At 73.4% G+C, this 14,258-nt stretch carries 11 protein-coding genes; 3 read left to right on the top strand and 8 right to left on the bottom strand.

The features are described from left to right. Positions 1-102: 102 nt before the first annotated feature. Positions 103-732, bottom strand: coding sequence for an HAD family hydrolase (locus ABD126_RS24125; RefSeq protein WP_343936165.1), 630 nt, complete (start codon positions 730-732; stop codon positions 103-105). A gap of 84 nt (positions 733-816) precedes the next feature. Here ABD126_RS24125 and ABD126_RS24120 point away from each other — a divergent pair, with 84 nt between their 5' ends. Further along, entirely contained in the window at positions 817-1,500 is a 684-nt protein-coding gene (locus tag ABD126_RS24120; RefSeq protein ID WP_343936164.1) for a YqeB family protein, read from the top strand. On the opposite strand, the gene ABD126_RS24115 is transcribed toward ABD126_RS24120, so the two are convergent. The 3 genes from ABD126_RS24115 to ABD126_RS24105 form a co-directional block, all read right to left on the bottom strand. Then, entirely contained in the window at positions 1,485-1,979 is a 495-nt protein-coding gene (locus ABD126_RS24115) for a regulatory protein RecX (protein ID WP_343936162.1), read from the bottom strand. The genes ABD126_RS24120 and ABD126_RS24115 overlap by 16 nt on opposite strands. Before the next feature lie 299 nt (positions 1,980-2,278). Next, positions 2,279-3,319, bottom strand: a complete 1,041-nt coding sequence (recA, locus tag ABD126_RS24110) for a recombinase RecA (RefSeq protein ID WP_337726069.1) — start codon at positions 3,317-3,319, stop codon at positions 2,279-2,281. Positions 3,320-3,491: 172 nt separating this feature from the next. Beyond that, entirely contained in the window at positions 3,492-3,686 is a 195-nt protein-coding gene (locus ABD126_RS24105) for a DUF3046 domain-containing protein (RefSeq protein ID WP_309112877.1), read from the bottom strand. Positions 3,687-3,779: 93 nt separating this feature from the next. Between ABD126_RS24105 and ABD126_RS24100 the strand changes: the two genes are divergently transcribed. Next, on the top strand, positions 3,780-4,247 hold the full coding sequence (locus ABD126_RS24100) for a winged helix-turn-helix transcriptional regulator (RefSeq protein ID WP_343936161.1): 468 nt from the start codon (positions 3,780-3,782) through the stop codon (positions 4,245-4,247). Between the two features lie 184 nt (positions 4,248-4,431). Here ABD126_RS24100 and ABD126_RS24095 read toward each other — a convergent pair whose 3' ends face one another. Then, a complete protein-coding gene (locus ABD126_RS24095) occupies positions 4,432-5,667 on the bottom strand; it encodes an MFS transporter (protein WP_343936160.1) in 1,236 nt (411 codons plus the stop codon). 50 nt (positions 5,668-5,717) lie between these two features. Then, positions 5,718-7,616, bottom strand: coding sequence for an Hsp70 family protein (locus ABD126_RS24090; protein ID WP_343936158.1), 1,899 nt, complete (start codon positions 7,614-7,616; stop codon positions 5,718-5,720). A gap of 249 nt (positions 7,617-7,865) precedes the next feature. Between ABD126_RS24090 and ABD126_RS24085 the strand changes: the two genes are divergently transcribed. Next, positions 7,866-12,422, top strand: a complete 4,557-nt coding sequence (locus tag ABD126_RS24085) for an ATP-dependent helicase (RefSeq protein WP_343936157.1) — start codon at positions 7,866-7,868, stop codon at positions 12,420-12,422. Positions 12,423-12,511: 89 nt separating this feature from the next. Here ABD126_RS24085 and ABD126_RS24080 read toward each other — a convergent pair whose 3' ends face one another. After that, positions 12,512-13,507: a 1-aminocyclopropane-1-carboxylate deaminase gene (locus tag ABD126_RS24080; RefSeq protein WP_343936156.1), complete on the bottom strand. Its 996-nt coding sequence runs from the start codon at positions 13,505-13,507 to the stop codon at positions 12,512-12,514. A gap of 1 nt (position 13,508) precedes the next feature. Continuing rightward, complete coding sequence (locus ABD126_RS24075; RefSeq protein WP_343936155.1) at positions 13,509-14,147, bottom strand: GntR family transcriptional regulator; 639 nt, start codon at positions 14,145-14,147, stop codon at positions 13,509-13,511. Positions 14,148-14,258 lie beyond the last annotated feature (111 nt).

Below are 14,258 nucleotides of genomic sequence, written 5' to 3'. Positions count from 1 at the left end.
CGCGTGGGTGCCTTCGCTCGGGGGAGGCACCCACGCGGGCGGTCCCGCCCTTCCAGGTCCCGCTCTTCCGGGTCCCGCTCTTCCAGGTCCTGTCCGCGCGGGTCAGGCGATGAGCGCGAGCGCTTCGGGGATCGAGTCGACCACCGGCATCCCCGTCGCCGCGAGCTTCACCCGGTCGCCCACCCCGGTGGTCACCAACACCGCGTGCGCACCGACGTGCCGCGCGGCCTCGGCGTCGTCCACCACGTCACCGATCACCACCACCTCCCGCGGGTCCAGCCTCTGCCGCGCCAAGTGCTCCGCCAGGTGTTCGGCCTTGGACCCGCCGCCCACGTCCACGCGCAGCCCGTCGACCCGCGTGAACAGACCCGCGAGCCCCAGCCGTTCGACCAGCGGCACCAGCTCGTCGTGGAACCACATCGACAGCAGCGACTGCGTCCCGGACCACGTGCGCAGCAGGTCCGGCACGCCCGTCGCCAGGCCGCACGTGTCCAGCAGCGCCCGGTACTCGACGTGGTAGACGAGGTCGATGTCGGCCCAGTCCCGTTCGGACAGCGCCCGGCCGAGCAGCCCTTCGTAGCAGGCGATCAGCGGCCGGCTGAACACCGCGCGCCACTCGTCCAGCGTCAGCGCCGCCCGGCCGTACCGGCCGCACACCCGGTTCACCGCGTGCAGCACGGCGTGCGTGTCGTCCAGCAGCGTTCCGTTCCAGTCCCACACCACGTGCTTCACGGCACTCCCCCACGATCCCGGTTCCGCCAAGCCTGCCATGCGCGCTGCGCTAGGTTTGGACCGCACTCGGGGAGGGGTGGGGACATGCGGACGACCACGGTCGCCGAACCCGGCTGGCAGGTCGGCGTGGTGTGGATGGGTTTCCCGGTCGTCGGAGCCGGTCTGCTGTGGGGCGTTCAGGCCGCGGCGGGGTGGCTGTTGTCCCTGCCCTGGATACCGTTCCGCGGTCCGCTGAGGCTGATCGACTCGATCCCCGAGCCGTGGGACACGGTCGGTTCGCTGGCGCTGGGCGCGGCGGTCGGCCTGTTCTTCGCCGCCTGGGCCGCGCACGAACGCCTCACCGTCGAGGTGACCGACGAGACCCTCACGCTCACCCGCGGCGGCACGCCGCGCACGATCGACCGCACCGAGATCTCCGCGGTGTTCTTCGACGACAAGAAGCTCGTCGTGCTGGGCCGGATCTCCGAGGAGCTGGCCCGCGAGTCCCACGACCTGCCCGCCGGCGCGGTGGCCGACGCGTTCCAGACCCACGGCTACCCGTGGCTGGACGCCGACCCGCACCGCGACGAGTTCCGCCGCTGGGTCGAGGACCTGCCCGACCTGCCGCCCGCCGTGAACGCCCTGCTCAAGGCCAGGGCCAAGGCCCTGAAGAAGAGCGACGCGGACGACGCCCGCGAGCTGCGCACCGAACTGGCCCGCCTGGGCGTGGTCGTGCGGGACGACCGCAAGCGCCAGTTCTGGCGGCTGACCGGTCAGTCCGGCAGGTAGTCCTCCACCTCGGCCTTCAGCTCGTCGCGCACCACCCGGTACGCCATGCCCTCGGCGTAGCCCTTGCGCGCCAACGCGGCCACCAGCCGACGCAGCTTCGCCTGCTCGTCCACACCGGACATGGTGCGCAGCTTCTTGCGCACCAGCTCCCGGGCCCGTTCCTGCTCCGCCTCGTCGTCCACGGCGGCGAGCGCCTCGGCCGCGACCTCGTCGGCCACGCCCTTGCGCCGCAACTCCTGCACCAACGCCCGCCGCCCCAGCCCCTGGTGCGCGTGCCGGGACCGCACCCACACCTCGGCGAAGGCGGCGTCGTCGATCAACCCGGCCCGGTCGAACTTGGCGAGCACGAGTTCGGCGGTCTCCTCGCGGATGCCCTTGCGCAGCAGGGCGTCCTTCAACTCCACGCGGGTCCGGGCGCGGGCGGTCAGCAACGCGTAGCAGATGTCGGTCGCCTTGCGCTGCTCCTTGACCGGGTCCACCGGCGCGGCCGACTCCGGGGAACCACCAGACCCCTCAGCCGACCGACCGCGCCGCCGAGAGCCACCGAACCGCCCCCGACCCCCGGACGAGGTCTCAGTCACCGCTCACGCCTCCCACCACCGGCACCGCACACCACCGGCACGCTGCCACCGGCCCCGCACACCCGGCACGCCGCGGCCGGCACCCCGCACCGCCACCGGCGCGCTGCCACCCGCACCGCACACCACGGCCCGCACCGCCGGCACGCCACGGCCGGCACCGCGCACCGGAGCCCGGCGGCGGCCCGGCTCCTTGAGCCTCAGAACTCGACCGGCGCGGGCGCGGCGTCGTCGGCTTCCAGGGTCGCCCCGATGCCGAGCTTCTCCTTGATCCGCTTCTCGATCTCGTTGGCCACGTCGGGGTTCTCGCGCAGGAACTTCCGCGCGTTCTCCTTGCCCTGGCCGAGCTGGTCGCCCTCGTAGGTGTACCAGGCGCCGGACTTGCGCAGGATGCCCTGGTCCACGCCCATGTCGATGAGCGAGCCCTCGCGCGAGATGCCCTGGCCGTAGAGGATGTCGAACTCCGCCTGCTTGAACGGCGGCGCGACCTTGTTCTTCACGACCTTGACGCGGGTCCGGTTGCCGACCGGCTCGCCGCCGTCCTTCAGCGTCTCGATGCGCCGCACGTCCAGGCGCACCGACGCGTAGAACTTCAGCGCCTTGCCACCGGTCGTGGTCTCCGGCGAGCCGAACATCACGCCGATCTTCTCGCGCAGCTGGTTGATGAAGATCGCCGTGGTGCCGGAGGAGTTCAGCGCACCGGTGATCTTGCGCAGCGCCTGGCTCATCAGACGCGCCTGGAGGCCGACGTGGTTGTCGCCCATCTCGCCCTCGATCTCGGCACGGGGCACCAGCGCCGCCACCGAGTCGATCACGAGGATGTCCAGCGCACCGGAGCGGACCAGCATGTCCGCGATCTCCAGCGCCTGCTCGCCGGTGTCGGGCTGGGAGACCAGCAGCGCGTCGGTGTCGACGCCCAGCTTCTTCGCGTAGTCCGGGTCCAGCGCGTGCTCGGCGTCGACGAACGCCGCGATGCCGCCGTTGCGCTGCGCGTTGGCCACGGCGTGCAGCGCGACCGTCGTCTTACCGGAGGACTCCGGCCCGTAGATCTCCACGACCCGGCCGCGGGGCAGGCCGCCGATGCCGAGCGCGACGTCGAGCGCGATCGCGCCGGTGGGGATCACCTCGATCGGGGCGCGGCCTTCCTCGCCGAGCCGCATGACCGAGCCCTTGCCGAACTGCTTGTCGATCTGGGCCAGGGCCAGTTCGAGGGCCTTGTCCCGGTCGGGTGCCTGTGCCATCTGGAGTCCACCTCGTTGAGTCTGCGGGTTCGCCGTTGCGATGTCGGGGCCGACGTTACGGGCGGGGTACGACATTTTTCGGCGGGGCCGGGTCACCTGCGGGGATGCATCACCCGGTCGTGCTGGGCACTATAGCCGAACAGGTGTTCGACCGCCTGTCCGACACGCGCGGTCACCGGCGGTGTTCCGGCACGTCGAACGCGTCGCACACCGCGAGCCAGATCTCCTTGGCCGGCACGCCCGCGTCCAGCGCCTGGTCCGGCGTGCGACCGCCGAGGGCGGACAGGACGTGGTCCCTGGCCACCATCTCCGCCCGGACCTCGCCGAACTCGTTCGCCATCAGCTTGCGGAACACCGTGTTGCGCATCGGCCCCAGGCTAGCGCGCACGAAGAACGGCTCCGACGCACGGGCGCGGATCGCTGGCTATAGCGCCACAAAGCCAGTTGGTACGCTCGACGCATGGCGATGACCTTGGACGGCCCCCTGGCCGACCGGGACCGCTGGCGCGCCACGCGGTGCTCGATCGGCAAGGCGATGGACGCCATCGGCAACCGGACGGCGGTCCTGCTGCTGCGCGAGGCGTTCTACGGCACGACCAGGTTCCACGACTTCGCCACCCGCGTGGGCGTCACCGAGGCGTCGGCGGCGGCCAGGTTGCGCGAACTGGTCGAACTCGGGGTGTTCGAGAAGCGCCCCTACCAGGAGCCCGGACAGCGCACGCGGCACGAGTACGCGCTCACCGAGATGGGCCGCGACCTGCTCCCCATCGTCCTGGCCCTGATGCAGTGGGGCGACCGCCACCTCCAGGGTGACGGCCCTCCGCTGCGCGTGGTCGACACGACCGGTTCACCCGTGCGGGTGCAGGTGGCCAACGACCGCGGCGACGACCTGTCCGCCGAGGACCTCGTCGTCCAGGTGAACCGCTAGAACGGGACCGGTCGCCGCGCGCGGGTTCGCCGCCGCCGCGCGCCGACCACACCGCGCTAACCTCACAGGCATGGAAGACCCCACCGGCCTGTCCTCGCCGATCGGCCAGATCCTGATCTTCGCGAGCCTCGTCGCCGCGCTCGTGGTGGGTCTGCGCGCCTGGTGGCACAACCGCAACCGCTGATCAACGCACCCGCTGCAAGGACGAGAACAAGCACACGACCAGCAGCGGCAACGCGGTGAAGCCCACCAGCAGCCCCAACGCGGCGTAAGACCACGCCGTCACCACCACGCCCGCCGTGATGCCGCCCACGGCACCACCGACGTTCATGCACAGGTCGGACAGCCCTTGCGCGGCGGGCCGGTCCGCCACCGCGACCGACTCGGTGAGCAGCGCCGACCCGGCCACCAGCCCCGCCGACCAGCCGAAACCCAGCAACGTCAACCCGGCCGCGAGCTGCGGCGCGCCGTGCGCGGGGGCCATGCCCGCGATGCCCGACGCGGCCACGACCAGCGCCGCGCCGATCGCCAGCACCGACACGCGGCCCAACCGGTCCGCCATCCACCCGAACAACGGGCTCGCGATGTACATGGCGGCCACGTGCAGACTGATGACGACCCCTACAACACGCAGCGACGACCCCGCGTGGTCCATGTGCACCGGTGTCATGGACATGAGCCCGACCATCGCCGTGTGGCACAAGGTGATGCCGCCCAACGCGAGCTTCGCGCCGCCGGGCAGCGACCGCCACACCGCACCGGACCCGCGCGTGTCCCCCACTCCCCCGGCGCAGTGCGCGGGCACTACAGCGTCCCGCACCACCACCAACGGGTCCGGGCGCAGCAGCCGCGCCACCACCAGGGCCGCCAGCCCGAACAGCGCCGCCGACAGCAGGTAGGGGCCCGAGCCGACGGGCAGGCCGAGGGTCACCGCGAACCGCCCGGCGGGGTCGGCGAGGTTCGGCCCGGCGACCGCGCCCAGCGTCGCCGCCCACACCACGAGGGCCACCGACCGCGCCCGTCCGCGCGGGTCGGCCAGGTCGGCGCCGGCGTACCGGGCGGCGAGGTTCGCGCTGGTGGCGGCCCCGAACAGGACCAGGGCGGGCAGCAGCACGTGCCACGACCGGAGCACCACGGCGCACGCGGCCAGCACCGCTCCCACGGCACCCACGGCGTACCCGAAGACCAGCGCGGGCCGGCGTCCGTGCCGCATGGCGACCCGGGCCGCGGGCACCGCGAACACGGCCGCGCCGACCACGGCCGCGGTCTGCGCGAGGCCGCCCACGGCGTCGGAGTCCGACAGCGCGGCGGCGAGGAGGGTCGAGACCGCGAGGCCGATGGTGACGCCCGCGGCGCCCAGCACCTGGGTGGCCGCGAGCACGCGGAGCACCCTGCGCTGCACCACCTCGACTGCGGTCATGATCATGGATCGTGCCAGGGCGGCGGGTGGCGGCGCAGCCCCCGTCCGGGTCAGGTACCAGGCTGAACGGTGTTTTCGAAGAAGTCGGCGACGTTGTCGGCGCTCACGTCGTCACCGCTGCTCTTGGTCACGATGCCCAGCAACGGCAGGTTGTCCGCGGTGAACGCGAGCAGCCCCACGCCGCCGTTGGCGGTGGCCCGGTACTTGCCCTTGAGACCGTTGCCGCCCCACTCCGCCTCGACCATGTCCGTCTTCAAGGACCGCGCCAACGCGTCCGCGCTCTGTTGTGCGCCCGTGACGGTCTCGGTGAGCACGTACTGCACCGAGTAGTCGTCCTTGAGGGCGCAGCTGACCACCGTGCCCTTGATCTCGGCGATGCCCGAGACGCCCGCCGAACCGCCCGCCTTGCACGTGCTGGTGTCCGGGATGGTGCCCGCGAGCCGCCGCAGGCACTCCGTGAAGCCCTTGTCGTCCTTGGTGGTGTCGTTCTTGCAGTCCTGCGCGGTCAGCTCGCCGGGGCCGTTGAACAGGAAGATGCCGCCGACCACGGCCAGCACGAGCACCACTGCCGCGCCGACGGCGAGGTAGACGTTCTTGGTTGACTTCTTCTCCTGGGCGCGCGGGGACACGCTCGGGAAGTTGAACTGCTGCTGCACCTGGTAGGGCCCGCTGACCGCCGGGTTCACCTGATAGGGACCGCTGGCCGCGGGATTGACCTGGTAGGGCCCGCTCACGCCCGGGTTGACCTGGTACGGGCCGCTGGCCCCCGGGTTCACCTGGTACGGGCCGCTCTGCGCCGGGTTCTGGACCGGGTTCGGCCCGGTCACCGGCTTGGTGACCACCGTCGGCGGCTCGTTGGACACCTTCACCGGGTCCTTGGAGCGCGGCGTGATGCCGTCCTTGGGCACGTGGTGCGCGCCCAGCGCGACGGCGGTCTCCGGCTGGTCCAGGCTCGTCGGCACCACCCGCACCTGCTCGGCGATCATGGTCGCCACCAGCGGGATCCGGCTCGACCCGCCCACCAGGTAGATGCCCGCGAGCTGGTTGGGGGCCATGCCGGTGGACCGGATCGTGGCCGCCAGCAACTCCACGCTGCGCAGCATGCTGGGGCGGATCAGCGCTTCCAGGTCCGACCGGTTGACCAGGACGTCCTCGAACGGCTCCGGCATCGGCACCTCGGTGTGCGCGTGCCGGGACAGCGACTCCTTGGCGGCCCGCACGTCCTCCTGGAGGGCGCGGCGGGCGCGCCGGTCGGCCGTGGTCTCCGGGCGCAGCAACCGCTGCCACCCCGCCGGGTCGCGGTGGGACACCTGGCGGCCCACGTGCTCCAACAGCGCCTGGTCGACGTCGAGACCGCCCAGGTCGTGCAGGCCGTCCTCGGCGAGCACGGTGAAGCCGTTCTGGGTGGCGCCGACGATGGCGACGTCGAACGTGCCCGCGCCCAGGTCGTAGACGGCCAGCGCCTGGCCGACGGACAGCGAGGCGTAGTGGGAGGCGGCGGCGACCGGTTCGGGCACCGGCACGATGTCGCAGGTCACGCCCGCGAGCCGGGCCGCGGACAGCAGCACGTTGCGGCGCGTGGGACCCCACTGCGCGGGGTGGGTGAGGCGGACCTCGTCCAGCGGCTCGCCGCCGAGCTGCCGGGTGGTCTCCTCCAGCACGCGGCGCAGCACGGCGGCCAGCGCGTCGGTGACCGGGACGACGTTGTCGCCCAGCAGCAGCATGCCGTCGTCCACCCGCCGCTTGGGGTTGGGTTCGAACCGCGAGGGGTCCAACCGGGCCCGCCGCTCGGCGTCGCGCCCGACGACCAGCGAGCCGTCCTCCTCGCAGTAGACGGCCGAGGGCATGGTGGCGGACCCGTCCACCTCGACAACCCGGGGCGGCCTGCCGTGCGCGGCGAGCACCGCGACGGTGTTGGAAGTGCCCAGGTCGATGGACAGGACGCGCACGCCTCACCCCTTCGGTCGAGAACCGCGCTGATCGTACTGTGCTGGATGGCGCCGCCTCCGGCGTCGCGGCGAGGCCGCTCGAAAGTCGGCTCATCGCGTCAGGGTTCTCGACGATCGGAAAAACTGATCGTCGAGAACCCTGACGCGACAAGCCGACGCGGCCTCGCTGAGGTGGCGGGCAGCCCGCGCGCTGCCGCCCCCGGTCGCCACAACCGGAAATTGTCGTACCCCTCGTTCAAGATGGTTGGCATGGAGATTTCAGGCGCGTTTTCCCCCGCGACCCGGCAGTGGTTCGCCGGGGCGTTCGCCGCGCCCACCTCCGCCCAGGTGGGCGCGTGGGAAGCGGCGGCGGCGGGTGAGCACGCCCTGGTCATCGCACCCACGGGGTCCGGCAAGACGCTCGCCGCTTTCCTCTGGGCACTCGACCGGCTGGCGTCCACGCCGCCGCCGGACGATCCCGGGAAACGCTGCCGCGTCCTCTACGTCTCCCCCCTCAAGGCCCTGGCCGTCGACGTCGAGCGCAACCTCCGCGCACCCCTCGCGGGCATCCGGCAGGCCGCGCACCGCCTGTCCCTGCCCGAACCGTCGATCACCGTCGGCATGCGCACCGGCGACACCCCGGCCGAGGACCGCCGCGCGTTCGCCCGCCGACCGCCGGACGTGCTGGTCACCACGCCCGAGTCGCTGTTCCTCATCCTCACCTCCTCGGCCCGCGAGTCGCTGCGCGGCGTCGAGACGGTGATCCTGGACGAGGTCCACGCCGTCGCGGGCACCAAGCGCGGCGCGCACCTCGCGTTGTCCCTCGAAAGGCTGGACGCGCTGCTCGAACGGCCCGCCCAGCGGATCGGGCTGTCGGCCACGGTCCGGCCGGTCGAGGAGGTCGGCGCGTTCCTCGCCGGCGGCCGGCCGGTGCGGGTCGTGCAGCCCAAGACGGCCAAGACCATCGAGGTGCGGGTCGAGGTCCCGGTCGAGGACATGTCGGTGCTGGGCGAGCCGACCGGCGAGGTGTCCGGGTCGGCGGCGGGCGCGGAGCAGCGGGCGTCGATCTGGCCGTCGGTCGAGCAGCGCATCCTCGAACTGGTCCACGCGCACCGGTCCACGATCGTGTTCGCCAACTCGCGCCGGCTGGCCGAACGGCTCACCTCCCGGCTCAACGAGCTGGCCGAGGAGGCCGCCGGACTCGCCCAGGACCTGGACCGCTTCCCGGCCGAGGCGATCGGGCAGTCCGGCGTGAGCACCCAGCGCTCGGCGACCATCGCCCGCGCGCACCACGGCTCGATGTCGCGCGAGCAGCGGACCGTGGTGGAGGAGGAGCTGAAGTCGGGGCGGCTGCCGTGCGTGGTGGCCACGTCCTCGCTGGAGCTGGGCATCGACATGGGCGCGGTCGACCTGGTGGTGCAGGTCGAGGCGCCGCCCACGGTCGCGTCCGGGCTGCAACGGGTCGGCCGCGCCGGGCACCAGGTGGGCGCGGTGTCGCGCGGGGTGATGTTCCCGAAGTTCCGGGGCGACCTGGTGTCGTGCGCGGTGGTCGCGGAACGCATGCGGGACGGCGCGATCGAGGCCGTGCGGTACCCGCGCAACCCGTTGGACGTGCTGGCGCAGCACGTCGTGGCGATGACGGCGATGGAGCCGTGGACCGTCGAGGGACTGGCCGGGTTGGTGCGGCGGGCGGCGCCGTTCGCCGCGCTGCCCGAGTCGGCTCTCCAGGCGGTGCTGGACATGCTGGCGGGCCGCTACCCGAGCGAGGAGTTCGGCGAGCTGCGGCCCCGCATCACGTGGGACCGGATCACCGGGGAGCTGCGCGGGCGGCCGGGGTCGCAGCGGCTGGCGGTCACCTCGGGCGGCACCATCCCCGACCGCGGCCTGTTCGCGGTGATGACGCCGCCGTCGGAACGCGGTCCGGGCTCGCGGGTGGGCGAGCTGGACGAGGAGATGGTCTACGAGTCGCGGGTGGGCGACACGTTCCTGCTCGGCACGTCGTCCTGGCGGGTCGAGGACATCACCCACGACCGGGTGATCGTGGTACCCGCGCCGGGGCAGCCGGCGCGCATGCCGTTCTGGAAGGGCGACGCGCCGGGTCGTCCGCTGGAGCTGGGGCGGGCGCTGGGCGGGTTCCTCCGCGAGGTGTCCACGATGGACGCCGACTCGGCGAGGGCACGCGCCGCGGACGCCGGGCTGGACGAGTGGGCCGCGTCCAACCTGCTGGCCTACCTGGGCGAGCAGCGCGAGGCCACGCGGCACGTCCCCAACGACCGGACCGTGCTGGTGGAGCGGTTCCGCGACGAGCTGGGCGACTGGCGGCTGGTGGTGCACTCCCCGTTCGGGGCGCAGGTCAACGCGCCGTGGGCGTTGGCGATCGCGGCCCGGCTGCGCGAGCGGCGCGGCATCGAGGTGCAGGCGGCGCACTCCGACGACGGGATCGTGGTGCGCCTGCCGGACGCGGTGGACCTCGACGGCGCGCCGGTGGTGGCGGGCGCGGACGACGTGCTGCTCGACCCCGAGGAGGTCGAGCAGGTCGTGGTCGCCGAGGTGAGCGGGTCGGCGGTGTTCGCGGCCCGGTTCCGGGAGTGCGCGGCCCGGTCGCTGCTGCTGCCCCGGCGTGATCCGAGGCGGCGGACACCGCTGTGGCAGCAACGGCAGCGGGCGGCGCAACTGCTGTCGGTGGCGGCGAAGTACGAGAGCTTCCCGGTGGTGCTGGAGGCGATGCGCGAGGTCCTCCAGGACGTGTACGACGTGCCCGGGCTGCGCGAGTTGATGGCGGACGTGCGGGCGCGGCGGGTCCGCGTGGTGGAGGTGGAGACACCGGCGCCGTCGCCGTTCGCGCGCAGCCTGCTGTTCGGTTACGTCGGGATGTTCCTCTACGACGCCGACGCGCCGCTGGCCGAGCGGAGGGCGGCGGCCCTGTCGCTGGACTCGACGCTGCTGGCGGAACTGCTCGGCTCCGAGGCCATCCGGGAGCTGCTGGACCCGGAGGTGGTCGAGGAGGTCGAGCGGTCGCTGCAACGGCTGGTCCCCGACCGGCACGCCCGGGACGTGGAGGGCGCGGCCGACCTGCTGCGGTTCCTCGGCGACCTGTCCGAGGCGGAGGCGGCGGAGCGCGGTGTGCGGCCGGAGTGGCTGGTCGAGCTGGTGGCGGCGCGGCGGGCGATCCGGGTGCGCGTCGCCGGCGAGGACCGGGTGCTGGCGATCGAGGACGCGGGCCGGGTGCGGGACGCGTTGGGCGTGGCGCTGCCGGTGGGCGTGCCGGAGGCGTTCACCGAGCCGGTGGCCGACCCGTTGGGCGACCTGCTGGCGCGGTACGCGCGAACACACGGGCCGTTCCCCGCGGCGCAGGCGGCGGAGCGGTTCGGGCTGGGCGTCGCGGTGGTGACCGGTGTGCTGGAGCGCATGGCGGCCACCGGGCGGCTGGTGCGCGGCGAGCTGCGGCCGGGCGGCACGCACACCGAGTACTGCGACGCCGACGTGCTGCGCCGGCTGCGGCGGGCGTCGCTGGCGCGGCTGCGGGCCGAGGTCGAGCCGGTGGAGCCGGAGGCGCTGGGCCGGTTCCTGCCCGCGTGGCACGGCGTGGGTCGCCGGCTGCGCGCCGCGCCGACCGTGGACGACGTGTACGCGGTGGTCGAGCAACTGGCGGGCGCGCCGCTGCCGGCCAGCGCGGTGGAGTCCCTGGTGCTGCCCGCCCGGCTGCCCGGCTACCAGCCGGCGCTGCTGGACGAGCTGACCGCGTCCGGCGAGGTGACGTGGACCGGCTGCGGGTCGCTGGCCGGTGGTGACGGGTGGATCGCGCTCGCCCCGGCGGACGTGGCCGACCTGCTGCTGCCCGACCTGGTGCCCGAGGCGGCCCCGGACTCGCCGCTGCACCGGGCCGTGGTCGAGACGCTGGCGGGCGGTGCGTTGTTCTTCCGCCAGATCGTCGACCGCGTGACCCTCCAGGGCCCGACGACCGACGGCGAGGTTGTGGGCGCGCTGTGGGACCTGGTGTGGGCGGGCGTGGTCACCAACGACACGTTGGCGCCGCTGCGCGCCCTGGTGGCGGGCGGCGGCACCGCGCACAAGCCCAAGCGCGCCGCCCCGCGCGGCCGGTACGCGAGGATGCGCGCCGGCCGGCCGGACATGCCCAGCCGCACCGGTCCGCCCACGGTCGCCGGCCGCTGGTCGCTGGCCGTGGTCCCGGCGACCGACCCGACCCGGCGCGCGCACGCCCGCGCGGAGGCGTTCCTGGAGCGGCACGGCGTGCTGACCCGGGGCGCGCTGGACACCGAGCGCGTGACCGGCGGGTTCTCCGGCGTGTACCGGGTGCTGCGCGCGATGGAGGAGTCCGGCCAGGTGGTGCGCGGTTACGTGGTCGAGGGGCTGGGCGCGGCCCAGTTCGCGGCGCGCGGCGCGGTGGACCGCCTGCGGGCCCTGTCCCGGCCGCCGGGCCAGGAGCACACGGGCACACCGGAGGCGGTGGTCCTGGCCGCCGCCGACCCGGCGCAACCGTTCGGCGCGGCCCTGCCCTGGCCCGACCCGGTGGGCGAGGGCAAGCACCGCCCGGCGCGCAAGTCCGGTGCCCTGACCGTGCTGGTGGACGGCCAGGCCACCCTGTACGTCGAACGCGGCGGCCGTTCCCTGCTGTCGTTCAGCGAAGACGAAGCCGTCCTCCGCGCCGCGGCCCAGGCACTGGGCAGAGCGGTCCGCGACGGCTGGCTGGGCCAACTCGCGGTCCAACGCGCCGACGGCGAGATCGCCCTCGGCTCCCGACTGGCCGGAATCCTCCAGGAGGCGGGTTTCCGCGCGACACCCAAGGGCCTCCGCCTACGCGCGTAGATCGGAGAGCCGGGGGTGCCCTCGGTCACACGGCCCATGACCTCCGGCACCGGTGACCGACCGGCGTCGGCAGTCCTCTGTGCCGGCGGCTACCGGAACAGGCTGCTGTAGGCGTTCAGCGCGGGCTGGCCGCCCAGGTGGGCGTACAGGACCGTCGAGTCGCGCGGGATCTCGCGGGAGGCCACCAGTTCGATCAAGCCCGCCAACGACTTCCCCTCGTACACCGGGTCGGTGATCATGCCCTCCAGGCGTGCGCCGAGCTTCATCGCGTCCACGGTGGACTCGCCGGGCACGCCGTAGATGCCCTCGTGGAACCGCTCGTCCAGCACCACGTCGGACTCGGCGACCTCCACCTCCAGCAGCTTGCCGGTGGCCTGCGCGATGCGCGTGATCTGCGCCCGCGTGTCGCACGGCTCCGCCGACGCGTCGATCCCGACCACCCGCCGGTCGGCGCCGGCGAACCCGGCCACCATCCCGGCCTGCGTGCTGCCGGTCACCGAGCACACCACGATCGTGTCGAACCGCACGCCCAATTCGACCTCCTGCCGCTCCACCTCCGCCGCCCACCCGGCGAACCCGAGCCCGCCCAACGGGTGGTCCGACGCCCCCGCCGGGATCGGGTACGGCTTGCCGCCGGCCGCGCGGACGTCCTCGATCGCCTGCTCCCACGCGGGTTTCACGCCGATGCCGAACCCCGCCTCCACCAGCCGCACCTCGGCGCCCATCAACCGGCTGAGCAGGATGTTGCCCACCCGGTCGTACACCGCGTCCGGCCAGTCCACCCAACTCTCCTGCACCAGCACGCACTTCAGCCCGGCGCGCGCCGCCGCGGCAGAGACCTGGCGGGTGTGGTTGGACTGCACGCCGCCGATGGACACCAGCGTGTCGCACCCGGTCGCGAGCGCGTCGGCCACCAGGTACTCCAGCTTGCGGGTCTTGTTGCCGCCGTAGGCGAGCCCGGAGTTGCAGTCCTCCCGCTTGGCCCACACCGACGCGCCACCGAGGTGCTTGGTCAGCCGCTCCAGCGGGTGCACCGGTGAGGGGCCGAAGGTCAGCGGGTAGCGGGGGAAGTCGCGCAGCGCCATGTCAGTTCTCCTCCAGCAGGTCGAACAGGGTCGCCCAGTTCCGCTCGACCAGGTCCGCGGCCAGGTCGGCGTCGCCCGCGGCGCACGCGGAGACGATCTCGTCGTGCATCACCACGGAGTGCCGCCCGGTCGAACCGGCGAACCGGAGCCGTTCCAGCCGGCGCACCAGGGGTGTGTAGCGGTCGATCGTGGCGGCGACGGCGAAGTTGTCACCGCACCGCACGGCCACGCCGTGGAACTCGTCGTCCGCCGCGAGCGCCGCCGGCACGTCCCCGGCGTCCAGCGCGGCGGCGAACCGCGCGTTGGCCGTGCGCATCGCGACCAGGTCGGCGTCCTTCATGCGCGGCACGGCCAAGCGGGCGGCGAGTGCGTGCATCGCTTGGACGACAGCCAAAGCGTCCCGCACGGGTGCCGTGCGCAACGGCGTGACGCGCGTGTAGCTGTGCGGCTTGGACTCCACGAGCCCTTCGTCGACCAGTCGGGCGAGCGCCTCGCGAACCGGCGTGCGCGACAGCCCGAGCCGTTCGGCCAGCTCGACGTCCTTGATCGCCTCGCCGGGCGCGAGGTCGCCACCCAGGATCGCGTCGCGGATCGCCGAAAGCGCCTGGTCACGGTACAGCGCCCGACTGATATATTGCATGCTGCGGCACTGTAGACCACCCGCCCGCCGCACCGCCACCCCGAACGGCCGCCTCGCCGGTCGCTCGCGTACTGGCTGCCTCGACGGCGGCAACCCGGCCCGCGACTGCGC

The sequence above is a fragment of the Saccharothrix mutabilis subsp. mutabilis genome (assembly GCF_039521145.1).
Taxonomy (GTDB): Bacteria; Actinomycetota; Actinomycetes; order Mycobacteriales; family Pseudonocardiaceae; genus Actinosynnema; species Actinosynnema mutabilis.
This window is presented reverse-complemented; position numbering and strand designations above follow the sequence as displayed.

Bases quoted from the DNA above. Each gene is read 5' to 3' on its own strand.
- ABD126_RS24120 (WP_343936164.1), top strand. From the start codon at position 817: ATGCGGACGACCACGGTCGCCGAACCCGGCTGGCAGGTCGGCGTGGTG.
- recA (WP_337726069.1), bottom strand. From the start codon at position 3,319: ATGGCACAGGCACCCGACCGGGACAAGGCCCTCGAACTGGCCCTGGCC.
- ABD126_RS24105 (WP_309112877.1), bottom strand. From the start codon at position 3,686: ATGCGCAACACGGTGTTCCGCAAGCTGATGGCGAACGAGTTCGGCGAG.
- ABD126_RS24100 (WP_343936161.1), top strand. From the start codon at position 3,780: ATGGCGATGACCTTGGACGGCCCCCTGGCCGACCGGGACCGCTGGCGC.
- ABD126_RS24095 (WP_343936160.1), bottom strand. From the start codon at position 5,667: ATGACCGCAGTCGAGGTGGTGCAGCGCAGGGTGCTCCGCGTGCTCGCG.
- ABD126_RS24085 (WP_343936157.1), top strand. From the start codon at position 7,866: ATGGAGATTTCAGGCGCGTTTTCCCCCGCGACCCGGCAGTGGTTCGCC.
- ABD126_RS24080 (WP_343936156.1), bottom strand. From the start codon at position 13,507: ATGGCGCTGCGCGACTTCCCCCGCTACCCGCTGACCTTCGGCCCCTCA.
- ABD126_RS24075 (WP_343936155.1), bottom strand. From the start codon at position 14,147: ATGCAATATATCAGTCGGGCGCTGTACCGTGACCAGGCGCTTTCGGCG.